The organism is Tunturiibacter gelidiferens, from assembly GCF_014201335.1.
Taxonomy (GTDB): domain Bacteria; phylum Acidobacteriota; class Terriglobia; order Terriglobales; family Acidobacteriaceae; genus Edaphobacter; species Edaphobacter lichenicola_E.
In genome coordinates, this window is sequence record NZ_JACHEB010000006.1 from 1 (window position 1) to 17,662 (window position 17,662).

Below are 17,662 nucleotides of genomic sequence, written 5' to 3' on the forward strand. Positions count from 1 at the left end.
GCTTTGGGGAAGGTGGAGCGCAACATTGCGTCGGCATACTGAGTGGTGTTACCGGCTGCGAAAGCGAACTTGGAGAAGATGGGGGAGCGGAGGACAGGCGCTACGTCAGAGGCTGCGTCCATGACGAAAGGCTTCCTGCCAAGTTCTTCACGTCGAAGGAGAGCGCGATGGGAATGAGCACGGTAGGAATGGTGGTGATCCTTTCCTGAACTGGATCGCGGCCCCGCAACGCAAGGCCGGATTGGCAATAGGTGTGTGTCGTCTACAGGGACGTCGCTGGATTTCTTTCGCAAAGAGTGGTCGGACGCAGGAGAACTTGCGCTCCCATGGCCAAGCAGATAAAGCGGTTGTTAACTGACTAAACTCATCTCATTTTGTTTCATGAGAGCCATCCGAAATCCGAAAGGTCGGCGATAGGTTCAGTGAACGAACAGGAGCCGAAGCCAATAGCGAAGTTCTCTCGCGCTTCTCTGATTTGTTTCGTGGATAGTTCCTGATCGCGCCATGCAAGAGCGTGACTGCTCCAGCGAAAGGCGGTAGGATCGTGTTCCTTCAACACTGCCAAAACCTCCTCTTCTGTTGCTCCGTAATAGGCGATGACCGCCGCGACGAAGACATTGATGAAACCGTTCATCAGAGCGAATGCGCTCCCCGGTTCATACGTAAGCTGTTGAACGGAACGCAAAGGATGATGCAGTCCAGCCGTTGCCTTGAAGGGGACCTTTGCTTCGGCGCAGGCGACGAGAAACTCCGCGACCTGCTCGGCGGAGGGGATGGCATCGGCAGTAACTCCTCCAGTGCGAATCTTTGCGCGCGCGTTCCCTTCCTTCAGTGCAGGAATAATTTGCCTACAATTCTTCAGCGGAAATTCAACGTAGAGAGTTGTATTTGGGGTTGCGTCTGAGAGCAGCTTATGCACTTCAACCAGATCTGCAGCCTTGGACTCGAGGACGTCAACAACTGCGACCCTCTGATCGAGCGCATATATCAGGCGAGCATCTTGCTGCGCATTGCCCGTGCTGAGTGCGCCCAGGAGCCATGGTGTCAGCTCCTCGTCGCTGCCAACTTCCATCATTGCCGCGGTGAATTCTGGCAGCCTCGCAACCGGGACGATCAAGCGTCCCAGAGCCCATGCATTTTTACCAGAGCGGTAATTGGCATAGTTCCGAATCGACGTTAGCATATCGAGGCCTGCGGGAGGAAAAAGTCCCGCGTAATCTATCAATCTGTTCAGGAATGGTTCAATTGCAGTCATTTGCTTTTTCTCTTCTCTACCTTCGTCGTCGGCGTTCCGAATTCATCCTTCCATATGCGATGCCAGTCTACCTCCTGAAAGGTCGGGTCGTTGGCAACTTGCCGAAAAGTTTCGCCGGGGCGGGCCGCGTGTCCATATTCGCGCCAAGTTCGCCTAAGTGCGACCGGAGGGCTGTCGCTATCGTCGGAAGACCAGCGACCCTGGTCGTCAAGCGAAGTTGCCGAAAACTCCGTTTTCCATGTACCAGGGCGCCTCGTTCGGATCGCCAGCCGGCTGTATCATTTCCGACTTGCTGATAGGCACCTGAACCTCTGAAATCGCCTTGTTCGATGCCTCAATGAATGACATTGCGTGTTGTCGTGAGGCGGGCCTGTGTAGTTGCTTGGCGCACCAGGTTGAAAGATGCGGCTGACGTAGATTTGTATTTTGCCGTAGACCAGATACCCTGTCCGCTTCTGGACAGGCAATTTTCACAAATGGACACTTCAAGAGCCTCTTCTCATGTAGACATTCAACAGACACCTTTGTACTTCTGTGGACATCCAACATGGCCATCTGAGTACTGTTGATGGATGCGGTCATTTAGGAGGACCTTATTCATGAAAGCCTTTTCTATGCTGTCCAGTGGATTCGTCTCGCGGTCGAAGAGATCGTATCTCTTTCTTGTTTGCCTCGCGGCATGCTGTGCGAGCGGCTTGCGACTCGATGCGCAGATCCTGACACGGGAAGATCTGCAAAGAGAGACGTCAGCGTATGAAGCAGCTTCCGGCAGCGTGAAACCCCCGCAGATGCCGGCAGTCGAGGCAGGGCGGATATGGTTACGCCTCGGCATCCTGTACCAGGACGCAGGCAGGTTTGGTCAATCCAAGATGGCCTATGAGCACGCAATGAGACTGCTCACTGTAGTGCCGATCTCCAGACCGGACCTCGCTGATGGCATTGATCGCTTGGAACGCTCTACATGGAGACCGGGAATCTAAAGGGGACCTAATATACGGGAAGCGGTCGGGTTGGAGTCGGAGTTGCCGAAGAGTTGGTATCACCTCGCTACGCTTTATCTTCGAGAACATGAGGCGGAGAGATCGCGATTGTTAGCGGCCCGGGCTTTCGACGCGTTTTCGAAGGAGAGGAACACTACTCCTGAAGACAAGATCGGCGCTCTGCTGGTTCTGTCCGGCTCTCTGTGCCAGTTGCATCGATACTCTGAAGCCATCTCGTATCTGCGGTCCGGACTAGCTATCGAACGAATCTTACGGTGCCGAACAGCTGCCAACCGGACTCAACTCATTTCTGCTGGGCTATGCGTACTGGAAGAATGGCGACGCGGTAGCGGCAAATAGCCTTATGAAGCGTGGATTAGAGATTCTGGGCAAGACGTTGGGATGGCATCCCACTCACCTAACTGTGCTCATACACTACGCGCACTTTCTTCGAGAGGCGCATGATCAACGAGCTGCCCACGATGTAGAGAAGGAAATCAAGCAGAGGCGTGCTCATTTGAGCATGGAGCCAAACGGCCAGACGATCGATATCGCTGCGCTCCTTTGAAGAAGGGCGGCTACTCCGTGTTAAGTGCCCTGCATGGGATCGATGGACACGGCACGCCGTGCGGGCAACAGAGCGGCCAGCACGGCGATCGAGGCGAGCAGAATCGCCGAGGACAGGAAGATGACGGGATTGCCGGGCTGATCTCAGAGAGGAAATTACGAACCACTCGAGCAGCGAAGAGTGCGCCTAGTCCGCCGGCGAGAAGACCTACGGCCAGCAGGCGCATCACCTGGCGCATGACGAGGTGAAAGACTTCCATGCGGGTCGCGCCGAGTGCCATTCGGAGACCAATCTCCGTCGTTCTCCGGGTCACGTTCCATATTGCGAGACCATAGACGCCAATGCCGCTTAACAACAGACCGAGGAATGCGAAGAAGCCTGACATCGCGGACAACAGCCGCTCGCGCGAGACTGAATCGAGAAAGGTCTGCTTGAATTCGAAATGGGGTGATCTCTGGACTGGACGGGGCCATCTCGTGCAACGTAGCGAGGTAAGCCGACCTCGCCGCGGCGGCGTTGCGCGCACGAATGATGAAGAAGAGATTGGCTCCGGCGTTGGTCATGCCTGCATTGCCGATAGTAATTGGAAGATAGACGATGGGTGGGGGCGATTCGCGCAAGGTGTACTTTGTGTCCTGGACGATGCCGACGATCTGGAAGTCGTGGAAGGGATAGCTGGGAGCTTTCGGGTAACGAACGATGTTACGCAGGGTTTTGCCAAGGGCCGAGGAGTTTGGGAAGTAGAGCCGAGCTGCGGCCTGGCTTATGACACAGGAGTTTCGATCGGAGTCTTTATTTTCCAGGTCACGCCCGGCGAAGATGGGTATGCCTATCGCAGAAAAGTAGTGGGAGGCTATTACGTTCGCCCTCACTTCAGTGGGCTGGGCTTGCCCGGCCTTCTCTGCAGCCACGAATTCGTCCATCCAGCGATCTCCCATGAGGGGTGAGATTGCAGCGACACTGGCCTGCTCGATGCCCGGAAGCTCCTCCATGCGCGTGGCCATGCGGTGGTAGAGGCGACGAAGGCGTCACCTTTTTCGGGGATGCGAAGGAAGTCGGTCAGCGCGATGAATACGTTGTCGGTTTTATAGCCTGAGTCCTCGGTAAGCAGATGAGTCATTGTGGCGCCGAATAACGCAGCGACCACAACCAGGGTGAGCGAGAGGGCCAACTGAAACGGGACGAAAAAACTTCCCAGCCCGGCCGCACCGAGATGCATCCGCGGATGGGAGTTGCGGAGGTCCGCGTCCATGCTGGTGCGACTTGCGGTCCAGGCGGGAACCATGCCGAAGAGGAAGGCGCAGAAAACGGCACAGGCGATGGTGACAGAGAGCACGGTCAGGTTGGGCCGCACGGAAATAGCCTGTTCCGCTTCGGCGTTGCCGAGCATATGCAAGATCCAGGGGCCACTGAGAGTGGCGAGCCAGATGCCGAGGAGAGCGCCGGGAAGGGCCAGCATGAGGCGCTCAACGAAAAGCTGCCGCATGAGGCGCGGCCGGCTTGCTCCCAAGGCTCCCCGAATCGCGAACTCCTGCCGGCGGGCGGAGGCGCGGGCGAGAAAGAGGCCGGAGAGATTGGCACAGCAGATGAGCAGAACGGCGGCGACCATCAGTTGCAGGAGTAAAAGCGGTTCCGTGTAATGGGAACGAAGCCTGCTCCAGCCAGTACTCGCGGGCCTGACTTCGAGACAGGCTCTCTCCATCTGAGGGATATGCCGCATGACTGGCGGTAGAGTTGCATTTAGGATGGCAGGAAAGAGAGCGCTGATCTCTGCTTCGGCCTGTGCGCGGGTGACGCCGGGGTTGAGACGGGCGAAGGTATCGAGTCACAGGCGGCCGCCGTCGCGCTTAGTGTCCTTGCCATAGAGAATGGTCTGGAATTCAAGCGGCAGATAGATGTCGGGATGCTCGGCGACGATGACTCCCTCGAATCCAGGCGGGGTTACGCCGACGATGGTGGCACTGTGGTCGGTCACGGTGATGTGCCTTCCAACCACGGAAGGACTGGCCTGATAGCGTTCGACCCAGATGCGATGGCTGATTACCGCGGCCAAGCCCGTCGGGTCCGCCACCCGGCTGGTCTCGGCGGGAGTAAGCAGGCGGCCCAGCGCCGGTTTTACGCCCAGAGACTCAAAAGCATTGCCGCTTACGATTGCGCCGTGTAAGTCGCAGTTGATGCCTCCATCTCTGAAGGGAAAGTCGTAGACGCACCAGGCGAAAATGCCATGAAAGGAGCGCGAATGGCTCTCGATGAATTCGATGATCGGGAGGTTGAGAGGCGCATTCCGGCCGTTCCTTTCGGCTCTCATACTGACGGTCAGCCGCACCAACTCTCCGGGGTCTGGGACAGGCAGCGTCTTCAGCAACAGGGCATGCGTCAAGGTGAAGACTGCTGTATTTGATCCAATACCCAAGGAGAAGGTAAGGATGGTAATCAGAGCGAAGCCGGGAGAGTGCCTGATCTGACGAGCTCCAAAGCGCATATCCTGAATCAGCGCATCGACGAACGGGAGTCCTCGTTGCCGGCGATAGCTTTCCTTAGTCTGGGCTACACCGCCAAATGAAGAGTACGGCCCGCCTCGCATCTTGTGGCGACATACAAATTCGAGGTGCGCAAGCAATTCTTCGTCAACCTCATCGTCGAGCTTCCTCTCGCCGAAGAAAGCAACGCAGCGGCTCCACAAAGTTTGCAGCCAGTCCATAGAGAGGACTCCTAACGAGGCGTCGTAAGGAAGCGGGCCATCGTAGCAGCGATCCGTTCCCAACTTTCAATCTCTCTTTCGATCTGCTTCTTGCCTGATCGGCTTAGGGAGTAATACTTGGCACGACGGTTGTTCTCTGAGGTTCCCCATTCGGCCGTAATCCAGCGCTTCTGCTGCAGACGAAGAAGTGCTGGATAGATGGTCCCCTGATTCAAATCGAGAGTGTCATCGCTTACCTGCTCTATCCGACGCGCTATGCCATAGCCATGCAATGGGCCCATGGACTCCAGTGTCTTCAGCACCATCAGATCTAGCGTGCCTTGTAGAACATCAGATTTGCGCTCGCCCATCTACTCCCCTGTTGGTTCTCAACAGATAGTTTGTGCTCATTTCCAGTTGAATGTCAACAGGGCACCCCTCGATTGTCTCAAGAATGTGGTTCGCCTTCGCGGAAACTAGGAACTCATTACGCATCGTCAAGGACGAGCAAACCGGAAGTTGTTCCGCAGTTCATACAAAGTCCGGTTTTCAGCAACTTCGATCTTTTTGTTTCCGAAAACTCCGTTTACAACAGCGACGCGGCTGAGGGCAACAAATCGTCTAGTGATCGTGGCCGAAATCCGCCAGTATGAGCAGACACTCACACCGCAGAATGATACGTCGCTCTGTATGTGGCTGGTTGATTTCCGTGGTCGTGAGGTCAATTGTCCCTAGTACTGACGTGGTTCGATCGAATGTACTTCCCATCTATAGGGAAGAGAATCGGCAGTTCGCCAGTTCTGGAAAGAGCGTTTGACCCAAGTTGCATCATCCCGGTAAGTTCGATGTTGGAGTGGAAGAAAACTACAACAGGCCCGAAGCCGAAGTATCGACTCTCAGTGAAAGGCCGTCATGTCCTTGGGATGGCTGGACTGTGGGGGCCGCGGAAGAACCCGAAGACGGGCCAGTGGGAAGATATTTGCGATCATCACTGACGCTCCCAACACACAGAGAGGCGCCAACGTGGTTGTTGATGTATCGAACTCTCCCTCGTTCGAGGAAACAGCAGCCCTGAATTTCTTCCTACTGCCAGTTCCACCCTGCTTCACAACGAACGAGCGGCAGGAGTTCGGCATCACGTCGCTTTGGTCCAACAAAGGGCATCGGATGCGGAGAAAACTATTCGGGGAATATTCCCGTACCAAGCTCTTCCAGGAAGAGCTGATCAAAGAACCCTCGTTTCCGCTTTCGATCGTCCACGCGACCCAGGTCTTTGATTATTTCGAAAATATCGCGGATGCTTCGCGCACGGCACGATCGTTCGATTGGCATCCGTCCTCATCCAGCCTATGGCGGCGGAAGATGTTGCCGCAGCGGTCGGACAAATCGCGATGGGCGCTCCAGTGAATGGAATCATTGAAGTGGCAGGGCCCGAGCAGTTCCGCCTCAATGAATTCGTTCTTCAGGCAAGGCTCGCAAAGCTCGGCTTCTCTTTCCTAACCCACAGAACAGAAGAAAGGCTTAGGAAATCAAACTTGAAGAGCGCAAAATTAGTCATTTGCGTGGCGTGGCTGGTTTTTGGCTGACTGAGGGCTCAGGCCGCGAAGGTGACAGAGATCATCTCCAAAGATCTCACAAATATGCTAGGCAAGGGTTCGGTGAAAACCTCGGTTGGATGGGCGAAAAGCAAATGTGGCTGGAACCCAATCTTCTGATCTTGGCTGCCGTTCTGGTTTTGATTGCAACGCAGGCATCTTCAATGAACTGAGCGCCGTAGACTCATTTGTTCGTTGCTTGGTAGCAGAACTGGATACCGATCACAGTGAGCCAAAGAGAAAGGGCGAGCCGAAGATTGCGATTGGGAATCTTCGGGGCAGCACTAGTACCGACGATGCCTCCTGCAATTCCGCCGATCGCAAGACGCAGCAGGAGCGGCCCCGCATAGTGACCGCCAATCATATGAACACCGGTTCCGACCAGGGCAATTGCGAGGCCGAAGGCGAGGTCGGTCCCAACGACCCGCGTCGCGCTGAGGTCGGTCATGCCGAGCAGAGCCACGGTGCCTAGCGCGCCCGCGCCGGAAGAAGAGAACCCGACCTCTGCACCGATGGGCAACATGGTAGCTCCAATTAGCCGGGAACGGTCTTTGCCCGGACGCGCGATTCCGGCGGACTTGAAGTGGCGAAAAATATGCCATCCAGATGTGAAGAGAATGATGGCGCCCAGCACGAAATAAAGGGCAGAGCGAGGGCCGTGAGTCGCAACGTGCTTAAACGCGATGGAGCCGATAATGACGCCCGGCAGTCCGCCGATCAACATAAATCCGAGTACACGGTAATCAATCTGGCGGCGTAGCACTTGGACCGGGACGACAATCAGCTTCACGATGGCCGAGTACGCCAGCGCTGTACTGACTGCTATTTCGACAGGCACATGTAGAAAGAGGATGAGCAGTGGAGCGGTAATGACACCCGCTCCCACGCCCGTCAGCGCGATGACCACAGCGATGAGAAATCCGATGACGAAGTCCATGAAGCCTGCCTTTCGATACAGCTACGGCTGAAGATGGATGCCGCACTCCTGCTTCTGGCCGCCCCACCGTCCGGAACGGGGATCGTTGGGGTCGGTGGGCAGGCTGGTGCAGGGTTCGCAACCGATGCTCGTATAGCCCTTGTCATAGAGATCAATCAGTGGAATTTCATGGCGGCCTGCGTAGGCCCAGACATCCTTTGCGGTCCACTCGGCCAACGGACTGATCTTACGAATGGTCTTGCCACTGGGGAGCGCGAAGTGATCTACCTCACAAAGCGACGCGCGGCTTTTTGCCTGTTCACGACGCAGGCCAGTAAACCACAGCGAATAGCCTTCCAGTGCGCCGAAGAGTGGCTTAACCTTGCGGATGCCGCAACAGCGGCTGGCGTCCGTTTGGTTGAGGATGCCGAATTGCGACTCCTGCTCTGCCACGGTGATCTCCGGTAGCACGTTGATTAGGTTTAGCTTCCATTCACGCGCCATACGGTCGCGATATTCATAGACCTCGACGAAGTGATAACCAGTTTCGAGAAAGACGACGGGCAGATCCGGCAAAAGCTGCCGCGCCATATGCAGTACAACCATGTCCTCAGCTTGAAAGCTATTCGTGAGGACGAGGTCGCGGCGATGCTTCGAGATCTCCTCTGCGATCAGCGTTTGTGCGGTAGCGATCCTGTCTTCTGTCGATGCATACGGCAACTCATTGGCCATGAAGCTCTCCCTTTGCAGGTTGGTAGGTCTCGGCCTCGATGGGGTGGATACCTGCAGATGCAAGACTCTCCAGCACATCCACCGGCAAAGCCCTTTCAAGCAGGACAATCAGCCCCAGCGATAACAAGCTGTGGAGAATCGCCGCATCGTCGATCTGCGTTCTTACCACCTGCGTGCCTGCTGCTATCAGCCGCTCTTCCACATCGCGCGAAATCACTGTACCGCGCGTATCGAGGAGCAACACCCCGCGCGGCTGCGGCCTGGATGACCCGCTTGAAAGGCTGCTTCGGATCATCCCCGCGGCCAACGTGGCGTTGGTCTGCGGATGGATCAGGATGAAGCTGCCCGAGGCGCGGTTTTCAGCATAGGCATCGGAGAAGATCGGCAGCGTCAACTCGATCTCAACGACGCCGATGTCATTCATGCCAAGTGTGCTTACAGCCTCCTCAGCCAGTGTGTGGACATTGGTGCGCTGCACAACCCGCGTGATGCGAGCACTGCGCATCGACGCGCCGTGCTTCAACAGGTACGGTCGATGTGTCTCCAGTCGCTGGTTGTCGAACCACACGAGCAAAGCTTTCAGTGAGGTCGCTTGTTGCGGAGCGCGCTGAGGCTCCGACAGAAGATCGCCACGGCTGATGTCGAGCTCGTCTTCGAGGGTTAACGCGATAGAGAGCGGGGCACGGGCTTCTTCGAGATCGCCATCGAAGGTGGTGATGGAGGCAACGCGGCTACTGCGGCCTGAGGGCAGCACGGTGATAAGGTCGCCCTTGCGAATGGTGCCTGCGGAGATCTGCCCGGCGAAGCCACGGTAATTTTGGTCGGGGCGGATGACGCGTTGGACGGGCATACGGAAGGGCTGTGTCGCAATATCGGTCCCTACGGGTACGGACTCGAGATGCTCCAGCAGCGTGGGCCCTTCATACCAGGACATCCGCGTGGAGCGGTCGACGACGTTGTCGCCTTCAAGTGCGCTGACTGGAATGGTTAGGAGAGCGTGGCTACCGACTTGTTCGACCAGCGTCTGCAACTCGGCTGTGATCTTACGGTAGACATCTTCTGAGAACCCAACAAGGTCCATCTTGTTGATGGCCGCGACTAAGTGCCGCGTGCCGAGCAGCGAAGCAATGTACGCATGTCGTCGCGACTGTGTGAGGATGCCCTTGCGCGCGTCGATCAGGATAATGGCGAGGTCTGCGGTAGAGGCGCCGGTCGCCATGTTGCGCGTGTACTGCTCGTGGCCAGGAGTGTCCGCGATGATGAATTTGCGTCGCTGCGTTGAGAAGTACCGGTATGCCACATCGATGGTGATGCCTTGTTCGCGTTCTGCGCGGAGTCCGTCGGTGAGCAACGCAAAGTCGATCGTCGGTCTCAGGCTCACCTGCTTGCCGGTGACTGCGCGTACTTGGTCTTCATACACGTTGCGCGAGTCATACAAAAGCCGCCCGATCAGCGTGGACTTTCCGTCGTCCACACTCCCTGCAGTGCTGAAACGCAACAGATCCTTCGCTGCCTCCGCCGCCAGGAACTCGTCGATGGCAAAGCCATTGTCCTCGATCTGCGGGATAGCCTCCTGCGTCGTCATCTAGAAATAGCCCTCGCGTTTCTTGATCTCCATCGATCCATCCGTATCATGGTCTATGACGCGATTTGCACGTTCTGACGATCGGAACGACACCAGCTCGGCGATGATCTTTGGAATGGTATCGGCGTCGGAGCGAATGGCTCCCGTACACGGGCTGCAGCCAAGTGACCGCAGCCGTGACCGCACCCATTGTTCTTCGCCAGGCAGGCTATTCAAGAAGCTCTGCTCCACTGGAATCAGGCTGTTGCCGCGCACGATCATGCGCCGCTCCTTAGCGAAATACAGTGGCACAATTGGTATCTCTTCCAGCAGGATGTAATGCCAGATGTCGAGCTCCGTCCAGTTTGACAGCGGAAAGACCCGGATGCTCTCACCCGGTGAGATCCGAGCGTTGTAGAGGTTCCACACCTCTGGACGTTGGTTCTTGGGATCCCACTGCCCGGCGCGATCTCGGAATGAAAATATCCGCTCCTTGGCGCGTGACTTTTCTTCGTCGCGGCGAGCCCCGCCGAAGGCTGCATCAAAACCATAGTGACGCAGGCCATCAAGCAAAGCTGTCGTTTTAAGCAATCCGCAACAGCGTTGCGTGCCCAGTGCGACGGGGTTGGCTCCGTCAGCTAACGCCTGCTCGTTGCGCCAGACACGCAGGTCGAGGCTAAGCTCGCGTGCGATCGAATCGCGAAACGCAATCATTTCGCGGAACTTATAGCCGGTGTCCACATGGAGAAGAGGGAACGGGATTGGCCCTGGAAAGAACGCTTTCTGCGCCAATCGCAGCATGACGGCAGAATCTTTACCGATGGAATACAGCATCACTGGCTTCTGAAACTCGGCGGCAACCTCGCGGAAGATGTGAATGCTCTCGGCCTCGAGCAACTTAAGATGACTCAAGCCAATCGCGGGGGTAAGAGTTTCAACCCGTTGAGCTGGTGTCGCGGGATATGCGGGATGGATAGGGGCAAGCATGCCAGGAAAATGCCTTTGAAAGGTTGTTTGAACTGAAAGAGAAAACCCACATAACCGGAACGGTGCGTGGGCGTTTGCGTCGAAGAGTTGTGCGATGGTTAAAAGTCTATCGACAACACTCACACCCACGGAGACACGCCATACCGCAACAAGCATTGCGGCGCATACAACAGGCAGTCAGGATCGCGTGAGCGTTCATTGTCTTAGCGTGGACGACTGCGGGTCATTTGTCAAGGCAAAGCGCCCCAACACTACTTGACACGAATTTCCCCTACCGCTACCTTCAGGTCAGTGATGAAGCTCTCCGCTCATATCGCCTGTTGTCTCCGTCGCATCTGTTGCGACATGACCTGTGCGTCGTGAGAGCTCTCCTGTGACCCTTCTACCCTGATCGAAAGATAGAGCGAAGCAATAACTGGATAGTCCCAAGACCACGCAAAGGCGCATTGCTTGCGTGGGTTTTTTGACCTTTGAACTCAGACGAAAACATGCCCATCGAACACAATCCGCGAAGCCTCGGCACTATGACCTCAACAGCCATGCGCTGTTGTTGACGTCTATTTGTCGCACTGCACTCTTCCCTAGCAACCAAATATCTCGACGCTCCAGCATCGAGCATTCCGCTTTGCTTCTCCGGAGGATCACCTTGTCTCGACTGTCTAATGCAATTCTATCTTCAGTTCTTGCGCTAACCCCAATCGCGATCAACGCCCAGGTCGTCGGTGGCTCTATCGGCGGTATCGTCACCGACCCCTCCGGCGCAAACGTTAACGGCGCTCAGGTCGTCATCCACAACACTGACAATGGTGCGGAGCGCGCACTAACGACCGGCACGGACGGCCGCTACATCGCACCTTCACTGCCCGCGGGTCTCTACAATTTGCTCATCAAGGCGAAAGGCTTCGGCCCTCAGCAGCGCTCAGGCGTTGCGCTCACGGTAGGCCAGGTGAACGAGGTTGATGTAGCGTTCTCAGTTGGAACTGTGACACAAACTGTGGATGTGGAAGACACACCACGGGCGGTCAACATCTCGACGCAACAGACCTCCGGCCTGGTCGACTCGCGTCAAGTGAAAGAGCTTCCGCTTAACGGCCGCAGCTACGATCAACTCCTCACGCTCAATCCAGGTACCGTGAACTACACGAACCAGCGCTCCGGTGGCGTGGGCACGTCGAATTCGTCGGTCGGCAGTATGTTCTCCGTCTCCGGCAGGCGTCCCCAGGACAATCTCTTTCTCCTCAACGGCATCGAATACACCGGAGCTTCGCTCATCAACACCACCCCCGGCGGTACGTCGGGACAACTCCTTGGCATCGACGGAATACGCGAGTTCAACGTCGTCAGCGACACCTACTCCGCCGAGTACGGCAAGCGCGATGGCGCACAAATCTCGATCGTCACCAGCGGCGGGACGAACCGACTCCACGGTTCGATCTTCGAGTTCGCGCGCAACAGCTTCTTCGACGCCCGAAATTATTTCGATGGAAACCACATTCCAGAATTCCAGCGTAATAACTTCGGTGCCGCGCTTGGCGGTCCGATTCGAAAAGACAAGCTTTTTCTCTTCGCAAACTACGAAGGCTACCGGCAGAACCTTGGTGAATCCATTGTCGCGCTGGTACCGGATTCAGCCTCTCGTGCCAAGGCTGTTGCCAGCGTCAAACCGCTGCTGAACCTGTGGCCCGTTGCGAATGGCCCGGAGATCACGACGAACGGGGTCGCCAGCGGCATCGCTACTTACACCGGTACGGCACCGCAACATATACGTGAGGACTTCGGCACCACTCGCCTGGACTATACCCTGAGCCAGAAGGACAACCTCTCTGCCATCTACACGGTCGACGATTCCTATGCCAATTCGCCCAATTCCAATCCATACTCTTATGTGGACGAGAGTTTGCGCGAGCAAGTGTTCAGCGCACAGGAACAACATGTTTTCTCACGCGGAGTGAACGTCGCCCGGGTCGGCTTCTCGCGCTCGACCTTCTATTTCTACGGATATGTTCCCGCCGAAGTGCAGGCGCTCACTCCGAGTGTGCGTCCGGGAGTGCCTACCTATGCCGTTGTCATCGCCGGCTCCACGGCCTCTAACGGGGCTTCCTCTATCACGGGTGCAGGAGCGAACGTCGGCTCCAACAACGCGATCACCCGCAACCTCTTCACCGTCGATGACCACGTGTATTACACGATCGGCAAACACACTATTCAGGGCGGCGTCTGGCTGCAGCGCCTGCAGTCCAACGACAACCTCGCGCAGGACCAATACGGACAAGCCTCCTTCGCCTCGCTCAGCACATTCCTTGCGGGCTCGGTCAAAACCTTTACCTATGCGCCCGAAACGACGGAACTCGGTTGGCGAACGCTTTTCGTCAATGGCTTCCTGGAGGACACATGGCGCATTTCGCCACGCTTTGAAGCCCGCATCGGCTTTCGTAGCGAGTCTTCGACCGGCTGGAGCGAGTCGCAGTCCCGAGCTAGCATCTACACATTTGTGAACAATGTGATCAGCACCAATCCCACCAGCGGCCTTTCCAATGCACTGACCAATAACCGGGCGCTCTTCCTGCCGGAGCCGCGCGTCGGATTCGCATGGAACATCTTCGGCGACGGCCGAACCAGTATTACAGGCGGTGTGGGTTTTCATCACTCTCTGCTCGACGCTTTGGACTATCGTCTCGATCAGGCTGCGCCCTACAACACCGTCTACTCCTACAGCAGCACAACGGTTGCCAAACCGACCAGCGGTGCCGGGCTTGTCTCTCCTTCTACCGTCGACACGGGAATCTCGACGCCTGCGCTCCTCGCTTACGATCTAAAGATCGAGCAACAGTTATCCCCGTTCACATCGATCTCCGTCGGTTATGTAGGCTCACACAGCTATCACCAGATCCTCAATGGGGACCTGAACGCGCCTGCCTATGTTGTGCTTCCCAACAGTCGGATCTTTTATCCAGCCGCTGGGACGCCTGCCTCACCGGCAGCTCCAGTCAAGGCAAACCCAGCTGTAGCCAACACCACGTCCTGGTGGTCGGGCGGCTCCGGCAACTACAACGCGCTGGTCGTGGATGTGCGTCACAACTTTGCCCATGGCCTTCAAATCCGTGGGAACTACACTTGGGCGAAGAACCTCGACGACGGCTCGGCGTGGAACACCTCGGTCTCCTCAAACACGCCTGCATTTGTCTCTGTCCCGGCGCTCCCGCAACTGGACTACGGTCCTGCTGCTACCGACATCCGCAACGCCGCGGCCATCAATGCGACCTATGAACTTCCCTTTGGCAATGGAAAAGCCTTTTTTAGCAACTCAGGTACGCTCACTCGACGCGTTGTCTCCGGCTGGTCCATAGCCTCCATCGCAAACATCCTCAGCGGTTTTCCCTTCTCCCCGCAGCTCGGGTACAACCCAACTGGTTCTGGCGATACGCGCAATCCCGTGCGGCCCGACATAAACCCGAACTTCAGCGTCCCACTCTACATCCACGGAACCACAGCTCAGCGCGCAGCGCTATATTTCAACCCCAATGCTTTCTCCGCGCCGGCTGCGGGGTTCGTGGGCGATGTGCGCCGCGACTCGCTGACTGGTCCCGGCTTTGCCAACTGGGACTTTTCCCTGCTGAAGTCCACTCAAATCAAGGAGGGCACGCAGCTTCAGTTCCGCGCGGAGTTCTTCAACATTCTCAATCACACCAACCTTCAGCTGCCCAATGAAGTTGTCTACTCATCCGGACCGACGCAGGGGACTATTGCCAATCAAAACGCTGCTGCCACCTTCGGCTCGCCAGGAGTCATCTCAGCAACAGCCAACACAAGCCGACAGATTCAATTGGGAGCGAAGATACTATTTTGATCGAATACTGAGGCCAAATTCTCAACGGAACCTTCAGCGGAAGACTGCAAGTATCAGTCCGACGGTATAGGGGGAGAAATGCTGGCAAATGGCCGGCTTGTCGGACAAGCGACGTACCGGAGTCCCCAGAAACGGGATATCCGGAAACTATGAATTGCCATAAGGAAACAGCAGGTTCCACGGAGCAGGATAAGAGCCGTCCTAGTATGGTCGTCGAAGTGACAGATTTTTGTTGTTCTCTGGATTTTCTGTGAACCGCATTTGTTGGGACTAAACTGCCCTACGGGCAATTGTTTAGGTGCCTACACTGAGTCTGCGGAGCAGCTCGCATCAACCGCCGTGATCAGAACAGGAGGATGTGAACTCCGAGAGCGATGAATACGAAGGGGACCAGGATGGTGCCGGCGCGGTTCACCGCGTTCAGGATAATTGGGTGGTTCCCAAGCCACTTCCCAATCATGCACCACAGGGCGACAAGAAACGCGTACGAGGTCAGGATCCAGCAAAGGTATTGGCGATTTACGCTGAAGAAAGGAATATAAACCGCTACGTTATCTGCCCCGTTAGACAGTGTGACCAGGGCTATCGAAATGAGGCTTTGTCGATCCCCTTGTGTTCCTTTCGTTCCGGGCGGTCTAAAGAGCAAGACGAGGTGCTTTAGCCCTAATGCCAGAGGGACCAAACCTAATGCGCGAGTCCACTGATGAGGAATTACCAGTGTCGCGAGAAGCCCTGAACAGCTCAGAAGGATAATCGCCAGAAAACCTAGATATTGGCCTGCCACGATGTTCCGCGTCGGGACGCGACGGGCGAAAAAAAATGTGAGGAGCACGATGTCATCGATGTTGGTCGCCGCAAATGTGGTGACGCTGGCGGTAACGACTGCTGCAATGGCGTTCACTCTTTCCGAGGCTAGCATACGAATCGGATTGCTCTGGAGAGAGCCAGGGAACTTCGGACAGGTGCTAACAACATCGAGGCTTGCGACTGATAAATTAGGGTCGCTACGCCAAACTTCGAAGATCGCACGGCAGGATTGGTTTGCGTTCGGTCAGTCACTCCCTCCTCTATCTTGTTCACCAGCGCATAGACACTTCGACTTTCAGAAAGACGGGAGAAAAATTATGGCACTGCACAATACGGAAGAACTCCAAGCTGCCCCAACCAGTCAGATCGAGTCCCATGTTCTGGACCACGAGACCCAGACCTACGTATTCCCCGAAGTGAAGCAGAACCCGCAAACCGTCTACCAGACCATCCACGATCAACTCATCCTCGACGGCAACTCCCAGCAAAATCTTGCTACCTTCTGCACGACCTGGATCGAACCGGAAGTGAAGCAGCTGATGGACGAGTCCGCCGATAAGAACATGATCGATAAGGATGAATATCCGCAGACCGCGGCTATCGAAGAGCGCTGCGTTCACATGCTCGCCGATCTCTGGAACTCTCCGGAAGCCGCGAGCACCATCGGCTGCTCCACTACCGGCTCAAGCGAGGCGGCCATGCTCGGTGGACTTGCCCTCAAGTGGAAGTGGCGCAAACGCCGGCGCGCCGAGGGACAATCAGCCGATGCCCCGAACCTTGTCATGGGGCCTGTTCAGGTCTGCTGGCACAAATTCTGCCGCTACTTCGACGTCGAAATCCGCGAAGTTCCCATGGAAGGCGATCGTCTCCTGCTTACTCCCGAGGAAATTCTGAAACGCTGCGACGAAAACACCATCGGCGTTGTCGTCACACTTGGCGTTACGTTCACCCTTCAGTACGAGCCGGTCCACGAGATCAGCGTAGCTCTCGACAAGTTGCATGCCGAGACCGGACTAGACGTACCTATCCATGTCGACGGAGCCAGCGGCGCTTTCCTGGCGCCCTTTATCCAGCCCGATCTTCTCTGGGACTTCCGCCTGCCCCGCGTGAAATCCATCAATGCCTCTGGTCACAAATTTGGTCTCGCGCCGCTAGGCGTGGGCTGGGCGCTCTGGCGCGAGAAGGGCGATCTGCCCTCAGAACTGATCTTCGACGTAAACTACCTCGGCGGCAACATGCCAACCTTCGCGCTCAACTTCTCGCGGCCAGGCGGCGAGATCATCTGCCAGTACTACAATTTCCTACGCCTGGGCAAAGAGGGCTATCGTGAGATCCAGACTGAATGCTCTGCATTAGGCCGCTATCTTGCGGACAAGATCGCTGAATTTGGCCCTTTCAGGATTATTTACGATGGTGAAGGCGGAATCCCCGGACTCTGCTGGGAGTTGAAGGATCCATCCTCTTCAAACTTCACCCTCTACGATTTCGCTGATCGTTTGCGTGAGCGAGGCTGGCTGGTTCCTGCCTACTCCATGCCGCCCAACCGCGAAGATCTGGTGATTCAGCGCATCCTGATCCGTCACGGCTTCACGCTGGAGATGGCTGGGGAACTTCTCATTCAGATGCGGGGCGTCCTGGACGAATTCGCCCATCATCCACCAGGAGAACTGCTGACCGTTTCGCTCGCAAGCGCTGAATCGAGCGCGCATGATCACTCGGGCCGCTAGTGTC

At 56.4% G+C, this 17,662-nt stretch carries 15 protein-coding genes and 1 pseudogene; 5 read left to right on the plus strand and 11 right to left on the minus strand.

Annotated elements, in window-relative coordinates; translation table 11 throughout:
- Nucleotides 1–379: 379 nt before the first annotated feature.
- Complete coding sequence (locus HDF14_RS13365; protein ID WP_183977509.1) at nt 380–1,255, minus strand: hypothetical protein; 876 nt, start codon at nt 1,253–1,255, stop codon at nt 380–382.
- Nucleotides 1,256–1,854: 599 nt separating this feature from the next.
- Between HDF14_RS13365 and HDF14_RS13370 the strand changes: the two genes are divergently transcribed.
- The gene (locus HDF14_RS13370) at nt 1,855–2,235 is read left to right on the plus strand and encodes a hypothetical protein (RefSeq protein WP_183977511.1); all 381 of its coding nucleotides are present in this window, start codon (nt 1,855–1,857) and stop codon (nt 2,233–2,235) included.
- 364 nt (nt 2,236–2,599) lie between these two features.
- Nucleotides 2,600–2,803 carry a hypothetical protein gene (locus tag HDF14_RS13375; protein ID WP_183977513.1) on the plus strand — a complete coding sequence of 68 codons (204 nt, stop codon included), beginning with the start codon at nt 2,600–2,602 and terminating at the stop codon, nt 2,801–2,803.
- A gap of 10 nt (nt 2,804–2,813) precedes the next feature.
- Here the strand turns inward: HDF14_RS13375 and HDF14_RS27565 are convergent, their stop codons facing one another.
- From HDF14_RS27565 to HDF14_RS13400, 5 genes and pseudogenes are all read right to left on the minus strand, one after another.
- Complete coding sequence (locus HDF14_RS27565) at nt 2,814–3,188, minus strand: FtsX-like permease family protein (RefSeq protein ID WP_406707220.1); 375 nt, start codon at nt 3,186–3,188, stop codon at nt 2,814–2,816.
- Between the two features lie 178 nt (nt 3,189–3,366).
- A pseudogene (locus tag HDF14_RS27570) lies at nt 3,367–3,741 on the minus strand (ABC transporter permease); the annotation flags it as partial.
- Nucleotides 3,672–4,505 carry an FtsX-like permease family protein gene (locus HDF14_RS13390; protein WP_183977519.1) on the minus strand — a complete coding sequence of 278 codons (834 nt, stop codon included), beginning with the start codon at nt 4,503–4,505 and terminating at the stop codon, nt 3,672–3,674. The gene HDF14_RS13390 and the pseudogene HDF14_RS27570, both read right to left, overlap by 70 nt.
- Before the next feature lie 123 nt (nt 4,506–4,628).
- The gene (locus tag HDF14_RS13395) at nt 4,629–5,504 is read right to left on the minus strand and encodes an ABC transporter permease (protein WP_183977521.1); all 876 of its coding nucleotides are present in this window, start codon (nt 5,502–5,504) and stop codon (nt 4,629–4,631) included.
- A gap of 11 nt (nt 5,505–5,515) precedes the next feature.
- The gene (locus HDF14_RS13400) at nt 5,516–5,854 is read right to left on the minus strand and encodes a PadR family transcriptional regulator (protein ID WP_183977523.1); all 339 of its coding nucleotides are present in this window, start codon (nt 5,852–5,854) and stop codon (nt 5,516–5,518) included.
- Between the two features lie 978 nt (nt 5,855–6,832).
- Between HDF14_RS13400 and HDF14_RS13405 the strand changes: the two genes are divergently transcribed.
- Nucleotides 6,833–7,069, plus strand: coding sequence for a hypothetical protein (locus HDF14_RS13405; RefSeq protein WP_183977525.1), 237 nt, complete (start codon nt 6,833–6,835; stop codon nt 7,067–7,069).
- A gap of 193 nt (nt 7,070–7,262) precedes the next feature.
- On the opposite strand, the gene HDF14_RS13410 is transcribed toward HDF14_RS13405, so the two are convergent.
- From HDF14_RS13410 to cysD, 4 genes are read right to left on the minus strand one after another with little or no spacing between them, the layout of a single operon-like run.
- Entirely contained in the window at nt 7,263–8,015 is a 753-nt protein-coding gene (locus tag HDF14_RS13410) for a sulfite exporter TauE/SafE family protein (protein WP_183977527.1), read from the minus strand.
- Nucleotides 8,016–8,036: 21 nt separating this feature from the next.
- On the minus strand, nt 8,037–8,726 hold the full coding sequence (locus HDF14_RS13415; RefSeq protein ID WP_183977529.1) for a phosphoadenylyl-sulfate reductase: 690 nt from the start codon (nt 8,724–8,726) through the stop codon (nt 8,037–8,039).
- Complete coding sequence (gene cysN / locus HDF14_RS13420; protein ID WP_183977531.1) at nt 8,716–10,311, minus strand: sulfate adenylyltransferase subunit CysN; 1,596 nt, start codon at nt 10,309–10,311, stop codon at nt 8,716–8,718. The genes HDF14_RS13415 and cysN overlap by 11 nt, the downstream gene beginning before the upstream one ends.
- Nucleotides 10,312–11,277 (minus strand): sulfate adenylyltransferase subunit CysD, encoded by a 966-nt coding sequence (cysD, locus tag HDF14_RS13425; protein WP_183978018.1) that lies wholly within the window; start codon nt 11,275–11,277, stop codon nt 10,312–10,314.
- A 646-nt stretch (nt 11,278–11,923) separates the two neighbouring features.
- Between cysD and HDF14_RS13430 the strand changes: the two genes are divergently transcribed.
- Nucleotides 11,924–15,124 carry a TonB-dependent receptor gene (locus tag HDF14_RS13430; RefSeq protein ID WP_313899569.1) on the plus strand — a complete coding sequence of 1,067 codons (3,201 nt, stop codon included), beginning with the start codon at nt 11,924–11,926 and terminating at the stop codon, nt 15,122–15,124.
- Between the two features lie 343 nt (nt 15,125–15,467).
- On the opposite strand, the gene HDF14_RS13435 is transcribed toward HDF14_RS13430, so the two are convergent.
- Entirely contained in the window at nt 15,468–16,025 is a 558-nt protein-coding gene (locus HDF14_RS13435) for a cadmium resistance transporter (RefSeq protein ID WP_183977533.1), read from the minus strand.
- Nucleotides 16,026–16,248: 223 nt separating this feature from the next.
- Between HDF14_RS13435 and HDF14_RS13440 the strand changes: the two genes are divergently transcribed.
- Nucleotides 16,249–17,658 carry a glutamate decarboxylase gene (locus HDF14_RS13440; protein WP_183977535.1) on the plus strand — a complete coding sequence of 470 codons (1,410 nt, stop codon included), beginning with the start codon at nt 16,249–16,251 and terminating at the stop codon, nt 17,656–17,658.
- The last annotated feature ends 4 nt before the right edge of the window (nt 17,659–17,662 follow it).

Bases quoted from the DNA above. Each gene is read 5' to 3' on its own strand.
- HDF14_RS13365 (WP_183977509.1), bottom strand. From the start codon at position 1,255: ATGACTGCAATTGAACCATTCCTGAACAGATTGATAGATTACGCGGGA.
- HDF14_RS13370 (WP_183977511.1), top strand. From the start codon at position 1,855: ATGAAAGCCTTTTCTATGCTGTCCAGTGGATTCGTCTCGCGGTCGAAG.
- HDF14_RS13375 (WP_183977513.1), top strand. From the start codon at position 2,600: ATGAAGCGTGGATTAGAGATTCTGGGCAAGACGTTGGGATGGCATCCC.
- HDF14_RS27565 (WP_406707220.1), bottom strand. From the start codon at position 3,188: ATGTCAGGCTTCTTCGCATTCCTCGGTCTGTTGTTAAGCGGCATTGGC.
- HDF14_RS13390 (WP_183977519.1), bottom strand. From the start codon at position 4,505: ATGGAGAGAGCCTGTCTCGAAGTCAGGCCCGCGAGTACTGGCTGGAGC.
- HDF14_RS13395 (WP_183977521.1), bottom strand. From the start codon at position 5,504: ATGGACTGGCTGCAAACTTTGTGGAGCCGCTGCGTTGCTTTCTTCGGC.
- HDF14_RS13400 (WP_183977523.1), bottom strand. From the start codon at position 5,854: ATGGGCGAGCGCAAATCTGATGTTCTACAAGGCACGCTAGATCTGATG.
- HDF14_RS13405 (WP_183977525.1), top strand. From the start codon at position 6,833: ATGGCGGCGGAAGATGTTGCCGCAGCGGTCGGACAAATCGCGATGGGC.
- HDF14_RS13410 (WP_183977527.1), bottom strand. From the start codon at position 8,015: ATGGACTTCGTCATCGGATTTCTCATCGCTGTGGTCATCGCGCTGACG.
- HDF14_RS13415 (WP_183977529.1), bottom strand. From the start codon at position 8,726: ATGGCCAATGAGTTGCCGTATGCATCGACAGAAGACAGGATCGCTACC.
- cysN (WP_183977531.1), bottom strand. From the start codon at position 10,311: ATGACGACGCAGGAGGCTATCCCGCAGATCGAGGACAATGGCTTTGCC.
- cysD (WP_183978018.1), bottom strand. From the start codon at position 11,277: ATGCTTGCCCCTATCCATCCCGCATATCCCGCGACACCAGCTCAACGG.
- HDF14_RS13440 (WP_183977535.1), top strand. From the start codon at position 16,249: ATGGCACTGCACAATACGGAAGAACTCCAAGCTGCCCCAACCAGTCAG.